We start from the raw sequence: 15,140 nt of genomic DNA on the forward strand, positions 1-15,140 counted from the left end.
TAGTTTTTATCTTTCTAATATATAATTGGCTTCTTTTGCCAAGCACTGATGAAGTATGTACTTGTCTTCAATGATTGCCAAATGAAATCATTCATTTGTTGGCTGTCTGCTGTACATTTACTTATAGCACTCATTCAAAATCATAGATGTAGCCATTAATAGCCAATCTTAACCTCCTTCTCATTATTTATCGACTACAACTGTAGTCCAATATTACAACTGTAGTCAATGAAATGTCAATCCTTTTATACTAAAAAAATTGATCGCTCTTCCTTTCAGAAAAGTTCATCATGCTCTAAGGCTATTAGTTCCACCCTTTTTACTAAAAATTGATAGATTGATATACTGATAATGAAGTGTTAAAATTAAATGTTATAACTATAAATGTTCCGGGAAAATAGGAAACAAATTGGTGATCACTTTTATGAAATAAATCACCATAAAAGTTGTTGAAATTTCTTGAAAGGAAACCACGGAAAGTAAAGTATGATAGTGATACTTCTGAAAAAGGAGGTCAAGAAGTATGTTCTTCACTCATTTAGTCACAAGTTTTATTGTATCCTCTACTACTATAGTAGTTATTTTGCTTATTAGGAGATTATTCTCTGGGCAACTTTCAGCAAAATGGCAATACAATCTATGGTTTTTATTGTTAATCGCATTGACACTTCCATTTATACCGAAGCAGTTGATTCATTTTGACAATCACTTTCATTTATTCAATATCAATCAAAGTAATAGTGTTAGTGACTCTTCTATTAACACTACCGAACTTTCTAGGCTCGATAACACAAATTGGATGCAGGACTTTACGGTATCTGTCCATCATCTTAATCTGGATTTCTTGAATGTCGGATTAACTAATATTTGGATTGCAGGCATGATCGTTATGTCTTTTCTGTTCCTGCATGCGTGGTTCAAATTAAAGAAAATTAAAAAGACGACTACAGTCTTGAACAACAAAGACATTTTACAAGTATTTGAACGATGCAAGCATCAGCTCAATATATCTAAACCTTTAATCGCAGGAGAATCACCACTTGCCAAATCTCCAATGACATTCGGTCTGTTTAAAACCTATGTTGTGCTGCCAATACATCTTGACGAATGGATGTCTAAAGAAGATATCAAATACATTTTTATGCATGAACTGCATCACTATAAATACAAAGATATAGTAACGAATTACCTCATGATTATTTTTCAAATTTTGTACTGGTTTAATCCGCTTATATGGATTGCTTTTAAAAAAATGAGGACAGATCGTGAGGTAGCTTGTGATATGGCTGTCTTAAAATCTTTGGATGAGCATTGTTATGTAGATTATGGGAATGCCCTTATTCATTTCGCAGACCTACTATCACATTCAAAAGATTTTACTTGGGTCAATCAGTTTAACGGTCCCAAGAAGCAATTGAAAAAACGAATTGAAAAAATCGCATCCTTTACCATGGAGTCGAAGTGGATGAAGCTGAAGAGCATTTCAATCTTTACCCTTATAGGTGTATTTGTAGCCTGTCAGGTTCCATTTGTTTCTGCCATGACCACGAATAATGACCGGTACGATTTTAATCATGAAAGCACGCTTTATGAAGATTTAAGCGATTATTTTGTTGGATACGATGGAAGTTTTGTATTATATGATATGAAAGCTGGTCAATATAGCATTTATAATAAAGATAAAAGCACGCTGAGAGTTTCCCCGAATTCTACTTACAAAATTTATAGCGCATTAATTGGATTAGAGTCAGATGTCATAACAAGTGACCATTCCACGATGGAATGGAATGGAACGAAATATCCTTATGAAGCTTGGAATAATGACCAAAACCTATCCTCTGCCATGAGAAATTCAGTAACCTGGTATTTTCAGAAATTAGACCAAAGAATCCCGCAAAATACCATCAAAGCTTATCTAGAACAGATGGACTATGGAAATGATGATCTTTCTGGTGGGTCAAACTATTGGCTGGAATCTTCATTGAAGATTTCTCCAGTTGAACAGGTTCAATTACTATCAGCGTTTTATACCAATCAAATTGGTTTCAAGGACAAGAATATCCAAACCGTTAAAGATTCCCTTGCTTTAGAGGTATACGACGGTTCCCGGCTCTCCGGGAAAACGGGTACTGGCAACGTTAATGGCAAGAATATAAACGGTTGGTTCATTGGATATGTAGAAACCAAAGACAATACTTATTTCTTTGCAACAAATATACAAAATGAAGATAATAGTTATGGAAGCAAGGCTGCGGAAATTACGTTATCCATTTTGAGGGACAAAGGAATCTATAAAGGAAACATGCGAATGAGTTGAAGCATGTTGCACGTCATCCATAAGATGGAGGAGGATAAGGTTGAAGAAGGAAATCCCCAATATTTCAGAATCAGAATGGGAAGTAATGAATGTTCTGTGGAAAAAGGCTCCACAAACGGCCAATGACGTTATATCCTCCTTGCAGGAGCATACGGATTGGAAGCCGAAAACGGTACGCACTCTTTTGGATCGTCTCGTTCATAAAAAAGCAATAGGTGTGAATAAAGATCAGAGGGTCTATACTTTTTTCCCGCTTTATTCGCAAGATGAATGTCAGCGCGCCGAAGCACAGTCTTTTATTAAGCGAATTTATGGTGGAGCGCTAAAGTCGATGCTCGTTCAGTTCATCCAGGAAGATTCCTTGTCGGAAGAGGATATTAGGGAATTACGTTCCATTTTGAACGAAAAGCCTAAAAAAGGCAATCCAAAAGTATGATGGTACTTCTCACAGTTGTGAAAGAACAAAAGCCTAAATTCTCATTAATACTGAGAATTTAGGCTTTTTTATTGCTATACAATTAGGTAAAGGTTTGAAGTTATCACAACAAGTACAAATAGACTTAGAAAGATCAGTCGAATAATAATGGACGAGCCATTTTACTAAAGACGCCCCCATCAACCCTTAATGTATGACCGCTGATATAGGATGATTGGTCAGAAGCAAGAAATAAGCAGGCGTTTGCAACATCTTCGATTGTCCCAATTCGGCCAAGCGGTTGGAAAGCAAATAATCTTTGAACCATGCTCGCCGAGTTTTTGTGCAATCCCCTCTCCAATCCCTTTAGCTGCTCCTGTTACAATTGATACTTTGTCTTTTAAGCTCATATCTTGTACCACCTTATGAATTAATCTAGATTTAATTATTTCAAATTTATTCTATAGATCTTGTCATTTTCAGGATCTGTTCACCTATCCTTCTTTTTCATCATTTCGTGTTTACTTGACTCTTAACTGCATTTCCTAAAAGATAATCCATAATTTTCAAATTGTTATACTTATTTTACAGCAAAAATAACAATAATTGCATGTTAGATTACCATTCTATTTGGGTTACGGAATCAATTCGAGGAATGAGGGACATATATGTGTAAAACCACCTATTTATCCATTTTTTTACTTAATTTTGAAAACTCAGATATTCATTTTATATTTTTCATAGTAAAATTTTATTGATTCCATTGGAGAGGAGAATAGATAATGTGAGAAAATGGGTAAAGCATGAGGATCCGGACAATAAATATGGTGCGACCTTTACACTAGGAGATAAACATAGTGACCTTCCCAAAGGTGCAATTGTTTCAGTTACAAGAGGAGAGAATTTTAATATTCCACGGTTAATGATCAATGGAATCCTCAATCAATTTATCATGAAATCTTTAGCTAAGAATGAAAATCTTATCTATGCAGAGCTAACAGGTCAGCTTCAAGGCGGAGTTGGTCAAACTCTAACTGTATGGAGAGATCCGAAGTTGATGAATACGTTCCGAACAAAAGGATTTCATCAATTCTCAAGAAGATTCTTTAGTTGGGTGTTTTATAGCGGAAAGGTTAAAGCCTACTTTCATACATGGAAAGTAGAAAGTATTCCTACCTCACAAGAAGCGGAAGCCTATGCCGTTAAAAATGGTCGTTATTTTGAAGGTGGAAAGCTCATTCGCAAGGCAAATTATCGGAAAATTGACTAATTTGTAGATCTCCTAGACAAGGTGCAAGGCATCATCCATGGCGGAATGTTTTATAAATGGAGCCTAAGTATACAAGAAGTGCATAAAACCTTGTATATCTTAAGCTCTTTACTATTTTACCATTTTGTGTTAAAGCTACCCCTTAGTTTATATATCTACTTTTTCTATGTTCCTGAAGGCGAAGTAGGCGATGAGGCAGCCGATTGCTGCTAGAGCAAGTGGGGTTGCAATAAAGGAGAAGAGACTTGCACCACCTGCAGTAGAGTTAATCAGTGAAACCAAAATAATCGCTGAGATGATCGTTGCCGGAACGGACTTTTTTCTCATTCCTAAGAACAAGGGAATTAATGCGATCCCAGATGAGGCAACCGCGCCAAGTGTCATGCCGGCCAAACTATCCTTTAGTGCTTCGGTTGTTAATGCTTCAGGCATAAAGTGAAAGTAAGAATCGACTAAATAAAACACACTGCCAATCAAGAGATTGGATAAAACAATGGTTAAGAATGTAAAGCACGCCACAATCGTTAGCTTGGCAACCATGATTCTTTTGCGACTAATTGGATACATGAACAGCAGCATAATGGAATTACTTTTATACTCATCAATAATGAGCCGGGAAATCAGCGCCGCTGCAAAGATGATAAACACAGGCCGGACGATAGACTCAATTGCCGCGAACGCCATTTCATAATTGTCAAAGGTGATTATCCCTTCACTTTTTTCGACAAAATACATTAAGGTTAGTAATCCCATGATGGCTATGTTGGCAATGGCCACACCTTTTAGATAGGAAAATAGCTTAAACTTTTTTATTTCAAGTCTGATTAATTTACGCACTGATTCCGCCCCCATTAATTAATGTTAAAAAGTAATCTTCCAGTGAATGGTTCTTCTTATTGATTTCTTCGATCATGACTCCGTTTAGTATTAACTCTTTGGAAATTTCTGATTGGGATATCCCAGTATCATAGATTCTAAAGCGTGATGCTTCGACTGCTTTAAAATTCTTCAGTTTTAGAACATCCGCTAACACATAAAGAGCCCTGTTCATATCGTCAACCGCAAGTTCAATATACTCAGTATTTTGCTTATGAATTTCGTCCATCGAAACTTCCTTGATTAATTTCCCCTCACTAATAACTCCGATCGTATCAGCTATTTGCTCAATCTCGCCAAGGATATGGGATGAAATTAACATCGTAATCCCATATTCCCCGCAGAGCATAGAAAAAAGATCACGAAGCTCCTTAATTCCTAACGGATCAAGACCGTTTATCGGCTCATCTAGAATTAAAACTTCCGGTTTTGTCATAATGGCACGGGCGATTCCGAGACGCTGCTTCATTCCAAGTGAGAAATCTTTCACTGACTTATCCTCAATATTTTTTAATTTGACTAAATCCAGTGCTGTGTCAATGGCCTTCTTGTCATAATAGCCCATGTATTCGCAGTGGAGCTCGAGATTTTCCCTGGCAGTCAGCCGATCATAGAAAACAGGATATTCGATAATGCTTCCCATTCGCTTTAACACTTCATAAGAGGTGTTTGTCAGTTTTTCACCAAAGATTTCAATTTCACCGCTTGTCGGCTTCACCAGATTCGTCAGCATCTTCATGATAGTGGTTTTACCGGCCCCGTTTGGTCCAAGGAATCCGTAAATCTCCCCTTTTTTCACCTTCATATTCACATTGGAAACAACTTCCTTGCCTTTGTAGGCTTTCGTCAGTTGATTGGTTTTAATGATGTAACTCATCAATTCTTCAACTCCCTTTCGTCTTAACTAATCTTATTCTACTCAGCAGAGTTTTCTTTTTTATTAATCAAATCTTACAAAAATCTTAAGAAAGAAAGGGTGCCTCCATTCCCGAGGTACCCTTAGCTGTTCTAATATGTGATTCGCTTTAACTTGACGGTAAAAGTCGTTTTATCATAGGGCTTGCTGGTGAGGAGTATTTGCCCGTCCATTTTTTCCACGAGTCTTTTGGTAATCGTCAGTCCGAGACCGCTTCCTTGGAAGGATTTGTTTCTTGAGTCTTCAAGTGTGTACATTCTTTCGAAAACTAAATCCTTGTGGAGCTCACTGATACCTTTGCCCCGGTCCCACACGTCAACGTAAACAGACTGTTCATCATTCCTGAGTGCCATCCCAAGCATCTTCCCATCACCGCCGTATTGGATGGCATTGGAAATCAAATTATTCAAGACCCGGTCCAGTTCCTCCTCATTCCCAAGCGCATAAACAATCGTTTCCGGCAGCTCAATCGAAACGTCAAATCCTTTTGAGGTCAATACCTCATAAAAATGTAAAATATTTTTCTGGCAGACTTCATTCATATTCACCCTTGTCAACGGAATATTCTTATCACCGGACTCCAGTTTCGCCAAATCAAAGAACTTCTTAATTAACTCCAAAACCTCCAATGTCTTCCTATGAACCTTTAGCAGCAGGCCTCTCGTTTCATCCTTGCTGAATTCCACGTCATTCATCATAATCTCAAGATAACCAAGTACTACCGTGAGAGGCGTTTTTAAATCATGTGAGATGTTGGAGAGCATTTTTCGCATCGAAATCTCCGTTTTATTGTAAGTCGCCATCATTTTTTGATTATGCTCAAGTAGCCGATTAATTTCGATTAAAATCTGTTTTATGTCCTTGTCATCCGTATGTAATAGAAGCTTTTCATCCGTTTGATCATCAATGATCCGCTTCAGCTTCGTATGTATGTAGCCTAAATTACCCTTATGATTTTTTCCCGATTTATATTGAAAAAAATTTAACCCCGCCAAGGTGATGATGATGATGGATAAAAAAATAATCATCATTAAAACTCCCCAAGCTTATAGCCAATTCCCCAAATTGTTTTAATGTACCGCGGTTTTGACGGGGTGTCCTCAATTTTCTCGCGAAGCCTTCTCATATGAACATTAATAACATTTTCATCACCATAATACTCATCTTTCCACACTAGGCTATAAATTTGCGCCTTTGTATAAACACGATTCGGATGTAAGATAAATAGCTTTAAAATATGAAACTCCTTAGCTGTCAACTTAATGTCTTTCCCGTTTTTTTGTAAGGAAAAATTGTCGAGGTCAAGGGTCAAGTCTCCGATCGTCATGACTTGGTTCTCTTGACTCTTTTCCGTTCGTGAATAATGGGTCGCCCTTCTGATGGCCGCTTTCACTCTAGCCGTCAGCTCAATCATGGAAAACGGCTTGGCAATATAATCATCGGCTCCAAAGCCCAGACCTAAGGCTTTATCCAAGTCCCCATCCTTTGCCGACATGATCAGCACAGGGATCATACTTTTTTCACGAATGATTTTTAGAAATTCCATTCCATCAAGCTTTGGCAGCATCAAATCGAGAAGAATCAAATCAAATGGTTCGTTGGCAAAAACCTCAAGCGCCATTTCTCCATCAAACGCCGGAACCACTTCAAATCCTTCCTTGATACATTGCCCCCTGACCATATCGCTGATGGCTACATCATCTTCGACTAATAATATTTTATATTGCATCGACACTTTCCCCCGTTCAATTCACTATAGTGTATTTCCATATCCTTTCTAAAAAATCCTTTTTTTGCTAGAATAGGAAAGACTCATTATACTAACGGAGGAAGGACTGTGAACTGTTCTGAATTTTGGTGATTTTTTTAAGAAGGGATGGATTGATTAAGGTGATTTGTCTTTTACTATAGGCCGTTCGAAAACGAGCATAATCGTCATCACGATCAAGTTTTCCAATGATAATTACTAATATTTATGTAGAATGGATCCCATTTCCTCCATTGTTTCCTTGGATTTCCCCATAAACTATCCCCCTTAGACTTAATGAATAATGCCTCGTTAACAATAATTCGAATAATTAAATTTTACGTAATTTTTTCGAATTATTTAAACAGATCCTAAAAAGGCGTCTCTACTATTGTAGAAACACGCCCTTTCACAGATTCCTCTTGTCATAATTATTTGGTCGGTTTTATCAGAAATCTTAGTATGGATTGTAATAGTGGTGGTGGTGATACGGGTAGTAGTGGTGGTGATGGTATGGGTAGTAGTGATGATGGTGGTACGGATAGTAGTGATGGTACTGTGGATAGCCAAAACCGAGACCTGGAGCTCCAAAACCAAGTCCTGGTGCAAAACCAAATCCTGAACCTAGTCCACCTAAACCAATCCTTGCATTATTGGCATTAATCATACAATAGTCATCCTCCTCAATTCAATTACATTAGAGCATATGCGTTTTTGGGTAAAGACTCTTGGGTATTTGTCTAGAATTCTGAATTTAAATGACCTATGTAACCTCCAACAGATGAAATGGACTTTTTTACCCGGTAAAAATATTAAAATAAGATATATAGGTATCCTGCATCATTCATACCTTCCAGTTGCATAATTCTTGCAGAAGGATAGTGGAAATAGTATTTTTAAATCGATCTAGTTGTAGCAAAAATAGGAAATATTAATTTAATACCATTAAGAGATCGGTGCCTGACACGACCCGAGTTTTACCACCCACGTATTGTCATAATGAATCATCTCCCTTTTATTAACATAACTAATTTTAAATTCAATTCGTCTTATTAAATGATTCATTACTCAAAAGTTATGTCGCTGTGCGTTCTTAAGAGATCAAACAAGCCGATTTCTAATTTGAAATCAGCTTTAAAATTCATTTGTTCAATTAAAGCGCCTCGATTGTTGAATATCTTAATAATAAGGAATAAATATTTTAGTACTATTTCTATTTCTCTTGAACTAACGCCCTCGTTCAAGAAGAAAAGGATTTTCAATACAATCATTACACTTATGTATGTTAATTTACCGTTTATATCCTTTGTAATTGGATTACCTTTGTACATGTTTTATCCTATAATGATGCGCTCTTTTGGATAGTGATACGCATGTTTATCTGCTTTACCTCCCATAAAGAATAAGAATGTAAACATCCCGATTTTCCCTATAAACATTAAAAGCATGCTTACGACCTTCCCACCCGTACTTAATTCCGGTGTAATGCCAAGCGAAAGGCCTACGGTACCAAAAGCAGAGGAAACTTCAAATATAATTTCCATTAAGGAAAATTTTGATTCAATGCACGCAAGAATGATTACTGCCACACTGCACAGAATCATGCTAGTTGTGAAAACGATGAATGACTTGATGATATCTTCCACATCGATCTCTCTTTTGAATATTTTTATTGCTCTGTTCCCAATCGCATAGTTGTAAATGGTAAGCAGCATCACAGCAAACGTAGTCGTTCTTATCCCACCGCCAGCACTGCTGGGGGATGCCCCTATGAACATAAAAATACTCAGTAACAAAATGGTAGGTACTGAAAGTTCGTTGATGTCGCTAATCGCCATTCCGCCAGTCCTCGAAGATGTCGAATAAAACAGAGAATGGAAAAAGGAGCCGAGCCAAGTCTTTTCTGAAAAGGAATGACCATACTCAAACAGATAGATGAAAATGACTCCAATTACAATCAGTATGAAAAAAGTTACGGTTGTAATTTTTGTGAACAAGGAGAACCGAAATGGCATCTTTCCCATATGCCTTAGCCACTCATTTACCTCCATTAAAACAGGAAATCCAAGGGATCCAAAAATAAAGAGTACGATATTAAGGGTCAGGACAAAATAATTGTTTGCGAACGGAATCAGTGATTTTCCTGTGATATCAAAACCAGCATTTGTTGTAGCAGCCACAGAGGCGAAAAAACCCTGCAAATAAGCCTCTTGCCATGTTGGAAAATACTTCAGAAAATATGTACCAAATACAACAGCACCCAATAACTCAATCATGACAAAGAAAAAAAAGATCTTTCGTGTAAACCGAATAATCCCGGAAAGAGTCAAGCTGTTTTGTTCTGTTGTTATGAGTATTCTTTCCCTAAGTCCTATTTTTTTTCCTGATACAAGCCATAGTATGGTTCCGAAAGCCATGACCCCAATTCCACCAAAGTCGAGGATGATTGCAAAAATAAACGTACCGGGAACACTAAGCAACTTGCTTACATCTATAAGTAGATAATCCTGTTACAGTTACCGCACTAATAGAAATGAATACTGCATCAATAAGTTCGAGCTCTGCATTTTGCTTTTGAGTAATAGGTAGTAGCAATAAAATGGTTGAAACCACTACAGCTACTAGGTAATAAAAAACAATTATTTGAGCAGCAGATAGTCGTGTTAAGTTCTTTATTTTATTTTTCATTTCTCTCCAACTTCTATATGCTTTTTGACAAAATTATACCTAATTTTCTATTAACGTACCATTGTACAATTTCAACTTACCATAATTTGTCCACTAAATAAGAAAATAAACTTCCCTATTGCTTAATATCAATTATTTCAAAATAATGCGATTGACCCAATAACCTAATATATTAAATAAGACGCTTTCATTGTTCTGGATAAGCGCCCTTTTGTTGAAGATCGTTATTGAAGTAAAGTCACCTAAAACCGCCTTCAAAAGACCAGGTTTAAAACTATCTATTTGAGCACAAGGATTTCGTAAGCCTGTTATTTTTACAATTGCACTTTTACCAATATACAATATCGTGTCAGTAGGTAGTTCAAGAAGATTTATTCAAGACAGTTGTAATATTTTCACCCATTTGTTCATGTTCTATAGTAAAGCTACTTCCATCATTTACATAATAAATTAGTTTAAACCATTTATAGGATGAAATGGTTCGAGGGTTTAGAAATTCAATTCCCCTAAAACATATATTCCATAGAAAAAGGGGAATTTGTTTTAGAGAAGGCTTAGGAGAACGTAAAAACAACGACTTATTTGTGACTTTCTTTTTTATTTGGCGAATGTAACTTAATGACTAATGCTCAATAAGCCATATTTAATTAAATGGCCCTATAATGAAAAAAGGGCGCTTATCCTTGTTCCAGGATAGCGCCCTATTATGGAATAACTAAAATATGATTTGAACCTCCTACCAAAGAAAAGTAGCTAAATTAAAACTTTTCATATTATAAGGTAGTTCTTTGTAGAGACGTGCACTTTATTTCCTTAAGTTAATGACATTGATTATCAAGTGGACTCTTTACTGTCAATTATACTATGGGCTTTATTCTTTTACTTTCTCCTCCTGCGACAGAGAACTACCCGCTGTAAATTCTTCAAAAGCAATATGGCAAACCTCGAGTTGAATAAGTGATCGATCCGCCTCCAACCACACTATTTTTGAGGGTTTCTATGATTTCATCGATGGTTGCACCGCATTTAAGCAGCCTTCCATGTGTAGCAAATGCATTCATCGCAGCGATTGACTATTGATATGGTTAATCCCATAATGGTGCACTTACCCTAACTGGCGTTTAAATTGTTTACTGGCCAAGAAGTAAGCGATGACCATGATGCCGACGCACCAGGCAAGCGCGATCCAGATATCTTTGCCAACAGACCCTTCATACAAGAGGGCACGAATTGCATTTACGATTGAAGTCACAGGCTGGTTCTCAGCGAACGCACGGACAATTTTGGGCATGGTTTCGGTGGGGACAAAGGCCGAACTGATAAACGGCAGGAAAATAAGCGGGTACGAATAGGCTGTCGCCCCTTCCATAGACCCTGCTTTCAATCCGGGAATGACCGCCAGCCATGTCAGTGCCAAAGTAAACAACCCGAGTATCCCAGCTACCGCGAGCCAATCCAGGATATTAGCGCTGGAACGGAAGCCCATCAAGAGCGCGACAAGGATAACCACCACGACAGTAAGCGCATTGGAAACAAGCGAAGTCAACACGTGAGCCCACAATACCGATGAACGCTTGATGGGCATGGTAATGAAACGCGCCATCAGTCCACTCTTTACATCGTTAAACAGCCGCAAGGAAGTGTAAGCGACGCCGGAAGCGATAGCCATCAGCAGGATTCCCGGCAATAAATAATTCACGTAGTTGTCCGTACCTGTCTCTATGGCGCCGCCAAATACGTAGACAAACAGCACCATCATCATAATCGGCGTAATTGCCACCGTGATTATTGTATCCGGGCTGCGCATGATGTTGCGCATTAAACGCCCTAGTAATACCCCTGTTTTGCTTTTCATTTACATCTCCTCCTTTTTGCCGATGATGGCGAGGAAAATTTCCTCCAATGTCGGCTGCTTCTCGATGTACTCCACTTTCGCTGGCGGGAACATCTCTTTGAGTTCAGTAAGGGTACCGGTCGTGATGATTTTTCCGCCATGCAGGATGGCGATACGGTCCGCCAGTTGTTCGGCCTCCTCCAGGTACTGGGTTGTCAGCAAGATGGTCGTGCCGCCGCCGGCAAGCTCCTTGACGGTATCCCAGACTTCAATCCGCGCTTCGGGGTCAAGCCCTGTCGTCGGTTCGTCGAGAAAAATGACTGCTGGGGTCCCGATCAGGCTCATGGCGATGTCAAGCCGGCGTTTCATCCCGCCGGAATATTTGTCCGCCCGGCGGTTGGCCGCGTCACGCAGGCTGAATCTTGCAAGCAGATTATCGGCGACTTGAGCCGGATTGGAAACTCCCCGCAACTTGGCAATCATCATCAGGTTTTCCCTTCCTGTGAGCATGTCGTCTAAAGCTGCGAACTGCCCTGTCAGGCTGATACTCTGGCGAACATGATCCGGTTGACGCTGGACGTCAAAGCCGCAAATACCTACTTCACCGCCATCGGTCTTAATCAGCGTCGAGAGGATGTTAACCGTCGTCGTCTTGCCCGCTCCATTTGAGCCCAGCAGTGCGAAAATTTCGCCACGCCGCACCTCAAAATCAACCCCCTTTAAGACTTCCTTATCTTTAAAGGATTTTTTTAATCCTTTTACAGCAATCGCTGCATTGCTCATACTTTTTCCCCCTTTTAAAAAGCGCAGCAAGGCGCTCGAATTGCCTATCCTTCACTACTCAGTCTGACTGATAATCTGTATTACTTACTACATGGTTAAAAATATAACTGAATAGTGAAGGTGACACATTACATTTGTAACCAGCTATTCAGTAAGAATTATCTATTGAATTTACTTTTCCCAATCGCTTCATGATACTCTGATTCAAATCTTCACGATACTTGTCAACATAGGTTTTAGCGGTAGCCACTAGTTCGTCGGAAAGGAAGCCAAGTCGTCCCCAGTGACGGTTTGCGTGGTTATTGTCGATGCTAGGCGAAATTCCACTTGGAATTCACCGTTAGCCACGACCAATGGTATCGTTCAACTTCTTGCGATATTTGTCCTTCCAAGTTTGCTCATCCTTCACCAAGTCGTCGCAGAAAGCCGCCACGTCCTCGCCCGTAAGGTCAGTGACTTTCTTGCCTTCCGCTGCTCCTTCCTCGAAGAGGTCGAGAATGCCGACAAAGATACGGCTGCTGCCCTTCCAGTCGGTGGGACCACCACCAGCAGTCCACATATATTTTTGGATAGCTTTGTAAGCGTTGCGGTACTCACTTGGAAGTGCCTTCGCACGTACCTCCATTGCCTTCCATTCCCGCTTGTCATCTAGACTTCCAATAATTTTTTCAAAAATACTCATTTAACTTCTCCTTTTAATTTTATTTTTGTTTTGAGTTCGTTCATTTTACTTGAGATAAATTCCCACTTTTTCCAAAAAACCTCAAGTTGTTCTTGACCTGCTGCGTTGAGTGTGAAAAATTTTCTCGGCGGTCCCATAGTGGATGGCTTTTTCTCGATATTCACCAGATTGTTTTTCTCAAGCCGCATGGTAATCGTATAAACGGTTCCTTCTACTACATCAGTGAAGCCAAGTTCTCGCAGCTGTTGCGTGATTTCATAGCCGTAAGTTTCGCCACGGCTGATGATTTCAAGCACACATCCCTCAAGCACCCCTTTCAGCATTTCCGTGATATTTTCCAATTTTTTACCTCCATTTATATTTTACTTATATTTTTTTTAGTACTCTGTTACACAGGTATTTGGTGATACCGATATTATGTGTTACTGACTACTAGTATATAGTATTGCTAAATAGCATCACTTGTCAATAAAACTTTTCGTCAAAAAAGCCCATTTTTACGGCTTCAAAGGGGTTTTTATCAAATTTGACAGCTTAGACTTTAGCCAGACACGTGATTATTCTCAAGAAGATCTAAATAATTTAAAAATAACTGGTGAAGAGTTGATGACCAAGAACTCGCTCATTTTGGTGGACCTGATTTACATGTTAAAGTGACCAAAATGATGATTAGTCATACATACGGTCTCGACTTCACAAAAAAAACAGGCGACTATTTAGTTACAAACGCATTGAGACAATTTATTTGCTACGTTTGTTATTTTAGCGATAGGCTTATGAATAAGTTTGTGAAGAAATTAACTTAAACTAAACTGCCGTTAATACAATAAGCACAGCTTGACAATTATGTAAAAATATAAGCATCTATACAGTTTCTATTTGAGTATTAATTCAAAATGATTAATAAACATACTGCAAAAAAATATACATCATTTAATTGCCAAAATACAGATTCCGATTCCTCCTATGCTTCTCAGGAAAACTGCTCCGACTATTAATCCTCATGTATGGTGATCAAAATAGTTTCACCTTAAGAAGATTTGATATAAAATACATTCAGCATAAATTTTGGAGGAAAACATGAAAAACCTTTTCAAAGTCGTTGCAGCCATTATTGAAATTGATCAAAACGAAATCTTATGTGCTCTTAGATCCCCAGTGATGTCCATTCCTAACAGATAGGAATTCCCAGGTGGCAAGGTAGAAAAAAATGAAGATATCTATTCTGCGCTAGAACGAGAAATTTCGGAAGAGTTGGGATGTAAAATTGAAACAGATCATCAAGTGTTTAATGATAATACCCATGAATATGACCTATTTACGATTAATCTAATTTCAATTAGATGTAAGATTGTAGAAGGTTCTCCTAAAGCCAGAGAACACTCAAAATTAAATTGGCTATAGAGAGAAAACTTAGAATCACTACAATGGGCTCCTGCTAATATTCCCGCAGTTGAGCAGCTGATGAATGAAAAATAGTTCTCAATTGCTACATTTAGATCCATTACCCGGTAAAAATATGAAAAAAAGATATAGTAAGTAGGTATCCTACATCATTCATACCTTCCAGTTGCATAATTCTTGCAGAAGGATAGTGGAAATAGTATTTTTA

Annotated in this window: 13 protein-coding genes and 3 pseudogenes; 4 read left to right on the plus strand and 12 right to left on the minus strand. The window is 38.3% G+C overall.

Features of this window, described 5'->3' with window-relative positions; translation table 11 throughout:
• The first annotated feature begins 523 nt into the window (after positions 1 to 523).
• Both R4Z09_RS19200 and blaI read left to right on the plus strand, forming a co-directional pair.
• Positions 524 to 2,317, plus strand: a complete 1,794-nt coding sequence (locus R4Z09_RS19200) for a BlaR1 family beta-lactam sensor/signal transducer (protein WP_338448357.1) — start codon at positions 524 to 526, stop codon at positions 2,315 to 2,317.
• Positions 2,318 to 2,357: 40 nt separating this feature from the next.
• On the plus strand, positions 2,358 to 2,753 hold the full coding sequence (gene blaI, locus R4Z09_RS19205; protein WP_338448358.1) for a penicillinase repressor BlaI: 396 nt from the start codon (positions 2,358 to 2,360) through the stop codon (positions 2,751 to 2,753).
• Between the two features lie 133 nt (positions 2,754 to 2,886).
• Here the strand turns inward: blaI and R4Z09_RS19210 are convergent, their stop codons facing one another.
• Complete coding sequence (locus R4Z09_RS19210) at positions 2,887 to 3,081, minus strand: SDR family oxidoreductase (protein ID WP_422392199.1); 195 nt, start codon at positions 3,079 to 3,081, stop codon at positions 2,887 to 2,889.
• A 435-nt stretch (positions 3,082 to 3,516) separates the two neighbouring features.
• On the opposite strand from R4Z09_RS19210, the gene R4Z09_RS19215 reads away from it, so the two are divergent.
• Positions 3,517 to 4,002, plus strand: a complete 486-nt coding sequence (locus R4Z09_RS19215) for a hypothetical protein (protein WP_338448359.1) — start codon at positions 3,517 to 3,519, stop codon at positions 4,000 to 4,002.
• Positions 4,003 to 4,149: 147 nt separating this feature from the next.
• On the opposite strand, the gene R4Z09_RS19220 is transcribed toward R4Z09_RS19215, so the two are convergent.
• The 11 genes and pseudogenes from R4Z09_RS19220 to R4Z09_RS19270 form a co-directional block, all read right to left on the minus strand.
• Positions 4,150 to 4,839, minus strand: a complete 690-nt coding sequence (locus tag R4Z09_RS19220) for an ABC transporter permease (protein ID WP_338448360.1) — start codon at positions 4,837 to 4,839, stop codon at positions 4,150 to 4,152.
• Positions 4,832 to 5,755: an ABC transporter ATP-binding protein gene (locus R4Z09_RS19225; RefSeq protein ID WP_338448361.1), complete on the minus strand. Its 924-nt coding sequence runs from the start codon at positions 5,753 to 5,755 to the stop codon at positions 4,832 to 4,834. Before R4Z09_RS19225 ends, R4Z09_RS19220 begins: the two co-directional genes overlap by 8 nt.
• A 131-nt stretch (positions 5,756 to 5,886) precedes the next feature.
• Complete coding sequence (locus R4Z09_RS19230; protein ID WP_338453305.1) at positions 5,887 to 6,822, minus strand: sensor histidine kinase; 936 nt, start codon at positions 6,820 to 6,822, stop codon at positions 5,887 to 5,889.
• A gap of 2 nt (positions 6,823 to 6,824) precedes the next feature.
• Positions 6,825 to 7,523: a response regulator transcription factor gene (locus R4Z09_RS19235; protein WP_338448362.1), complete on the minus strand. Its 699-nt coding sequence runs from the start codon at positions 7,521 to 7,523 to the stop codon at positions 6,825 to 6,827.
• 475 nt (positions 7,524 to 7,998) lie between these two features.
• A complete protein-coding gene (locus R4Z09_RS19240; protein ID WP_338448363.1) occupies positions 7,999 to 8,208 on the minus strand; it encodes a hypothetical protein in 210 nt (69 codons plus the stop codon).
• Positions 8,209 to 8,875: 667 nt separating this feature from the next.
• Positions 8,876 to 10,229 (minus strand): annotated as a pseudogene (locus R4Z09_RS19245) (TrkH family potassium uptake protein).
• Between the two features lie 1,105 nt (positions 10,230 to 11,334).
• Positions 11,335 to 12,084 (minus strand): ABC transporter permease, encoded by a 750-nt coding sequence (locus R4Z09_RS19250; RefSeq protein ID WP_338448364.1) that lies wholly within the window; start codon positions 12,082 to 12,084, stop codon positions 11,335 to 11,337.
• Positions 12,085 to 12,846 (minus strand): ABC transporter ATP-binding protein, encoded by a 762-nt coding sequence (locus R4Z09_RS19255; RefSeq protein ID WP_338448365.1) that lies wholly within the window; start codon positions 12,844 to 12,846, stop codon positions 12,085 to 12,087.
• Between the two features lie 148 nt (positions 12,847 to 12,994).
• Positions 12,995 to 13,134: pseudogene (locus tag R4Z09_RS19260) on the minus strand (DUF1048 domain-containing protein); the annotation flags it as partial.
• Positions 13,135 to 13,186: 52 nt separating this feature from the next.
• Positions 13,187 to 13,528, minus strand: coding sequence for a DUF1048 domain-containing protein (locus tag R4Z09_RS19265; RefSeq protein ID WP_338448366.1), 342 nt, complete (start codon positions 13,526 to 13,528; stop codon positions 13,187 to 13,189).
• The gene (locus tag R4Z09_RS19270) at positions 13,525 to 13,869 is read right to left on the minus strand and encodes a PadR family transcriptional regulator (protein WP_338448367.1); all 345 of its coding nucleotides are present in this window, start codon (positions 13,867 to 13,869) and stop codon (positions 13,525 to 13,527) included. Before R4Z09_RS19270 ends, R4Z09_RS19265 begins: the two co-directional genes overlap by 4 nt.
• Before the next feature lie 739 nt (positions 13,870 to 14,608).
• Between R4Z09_RS19270 and R4Z09_RS19275 the strand changes: the two are divergent.
• Positions 14,609 to 15,007: pseudogene (locus tag R4Z09_RS19275) on the plus strand ((deoxy)nucleoside triphosphate pyrophosphohydrolase).
• Positions 15,008 to 15,140 lie beyond the last annotated feature (133 nt).

It is taken from the genome of Niallia oryzisoli (assembly GCF_036670025.1).
GTDB lineage: Bacteria > Bacillota > Bacilli > Bacillales > Cytobacillaceae > Bacillus_BD > Bacillus_BD oryzisoli.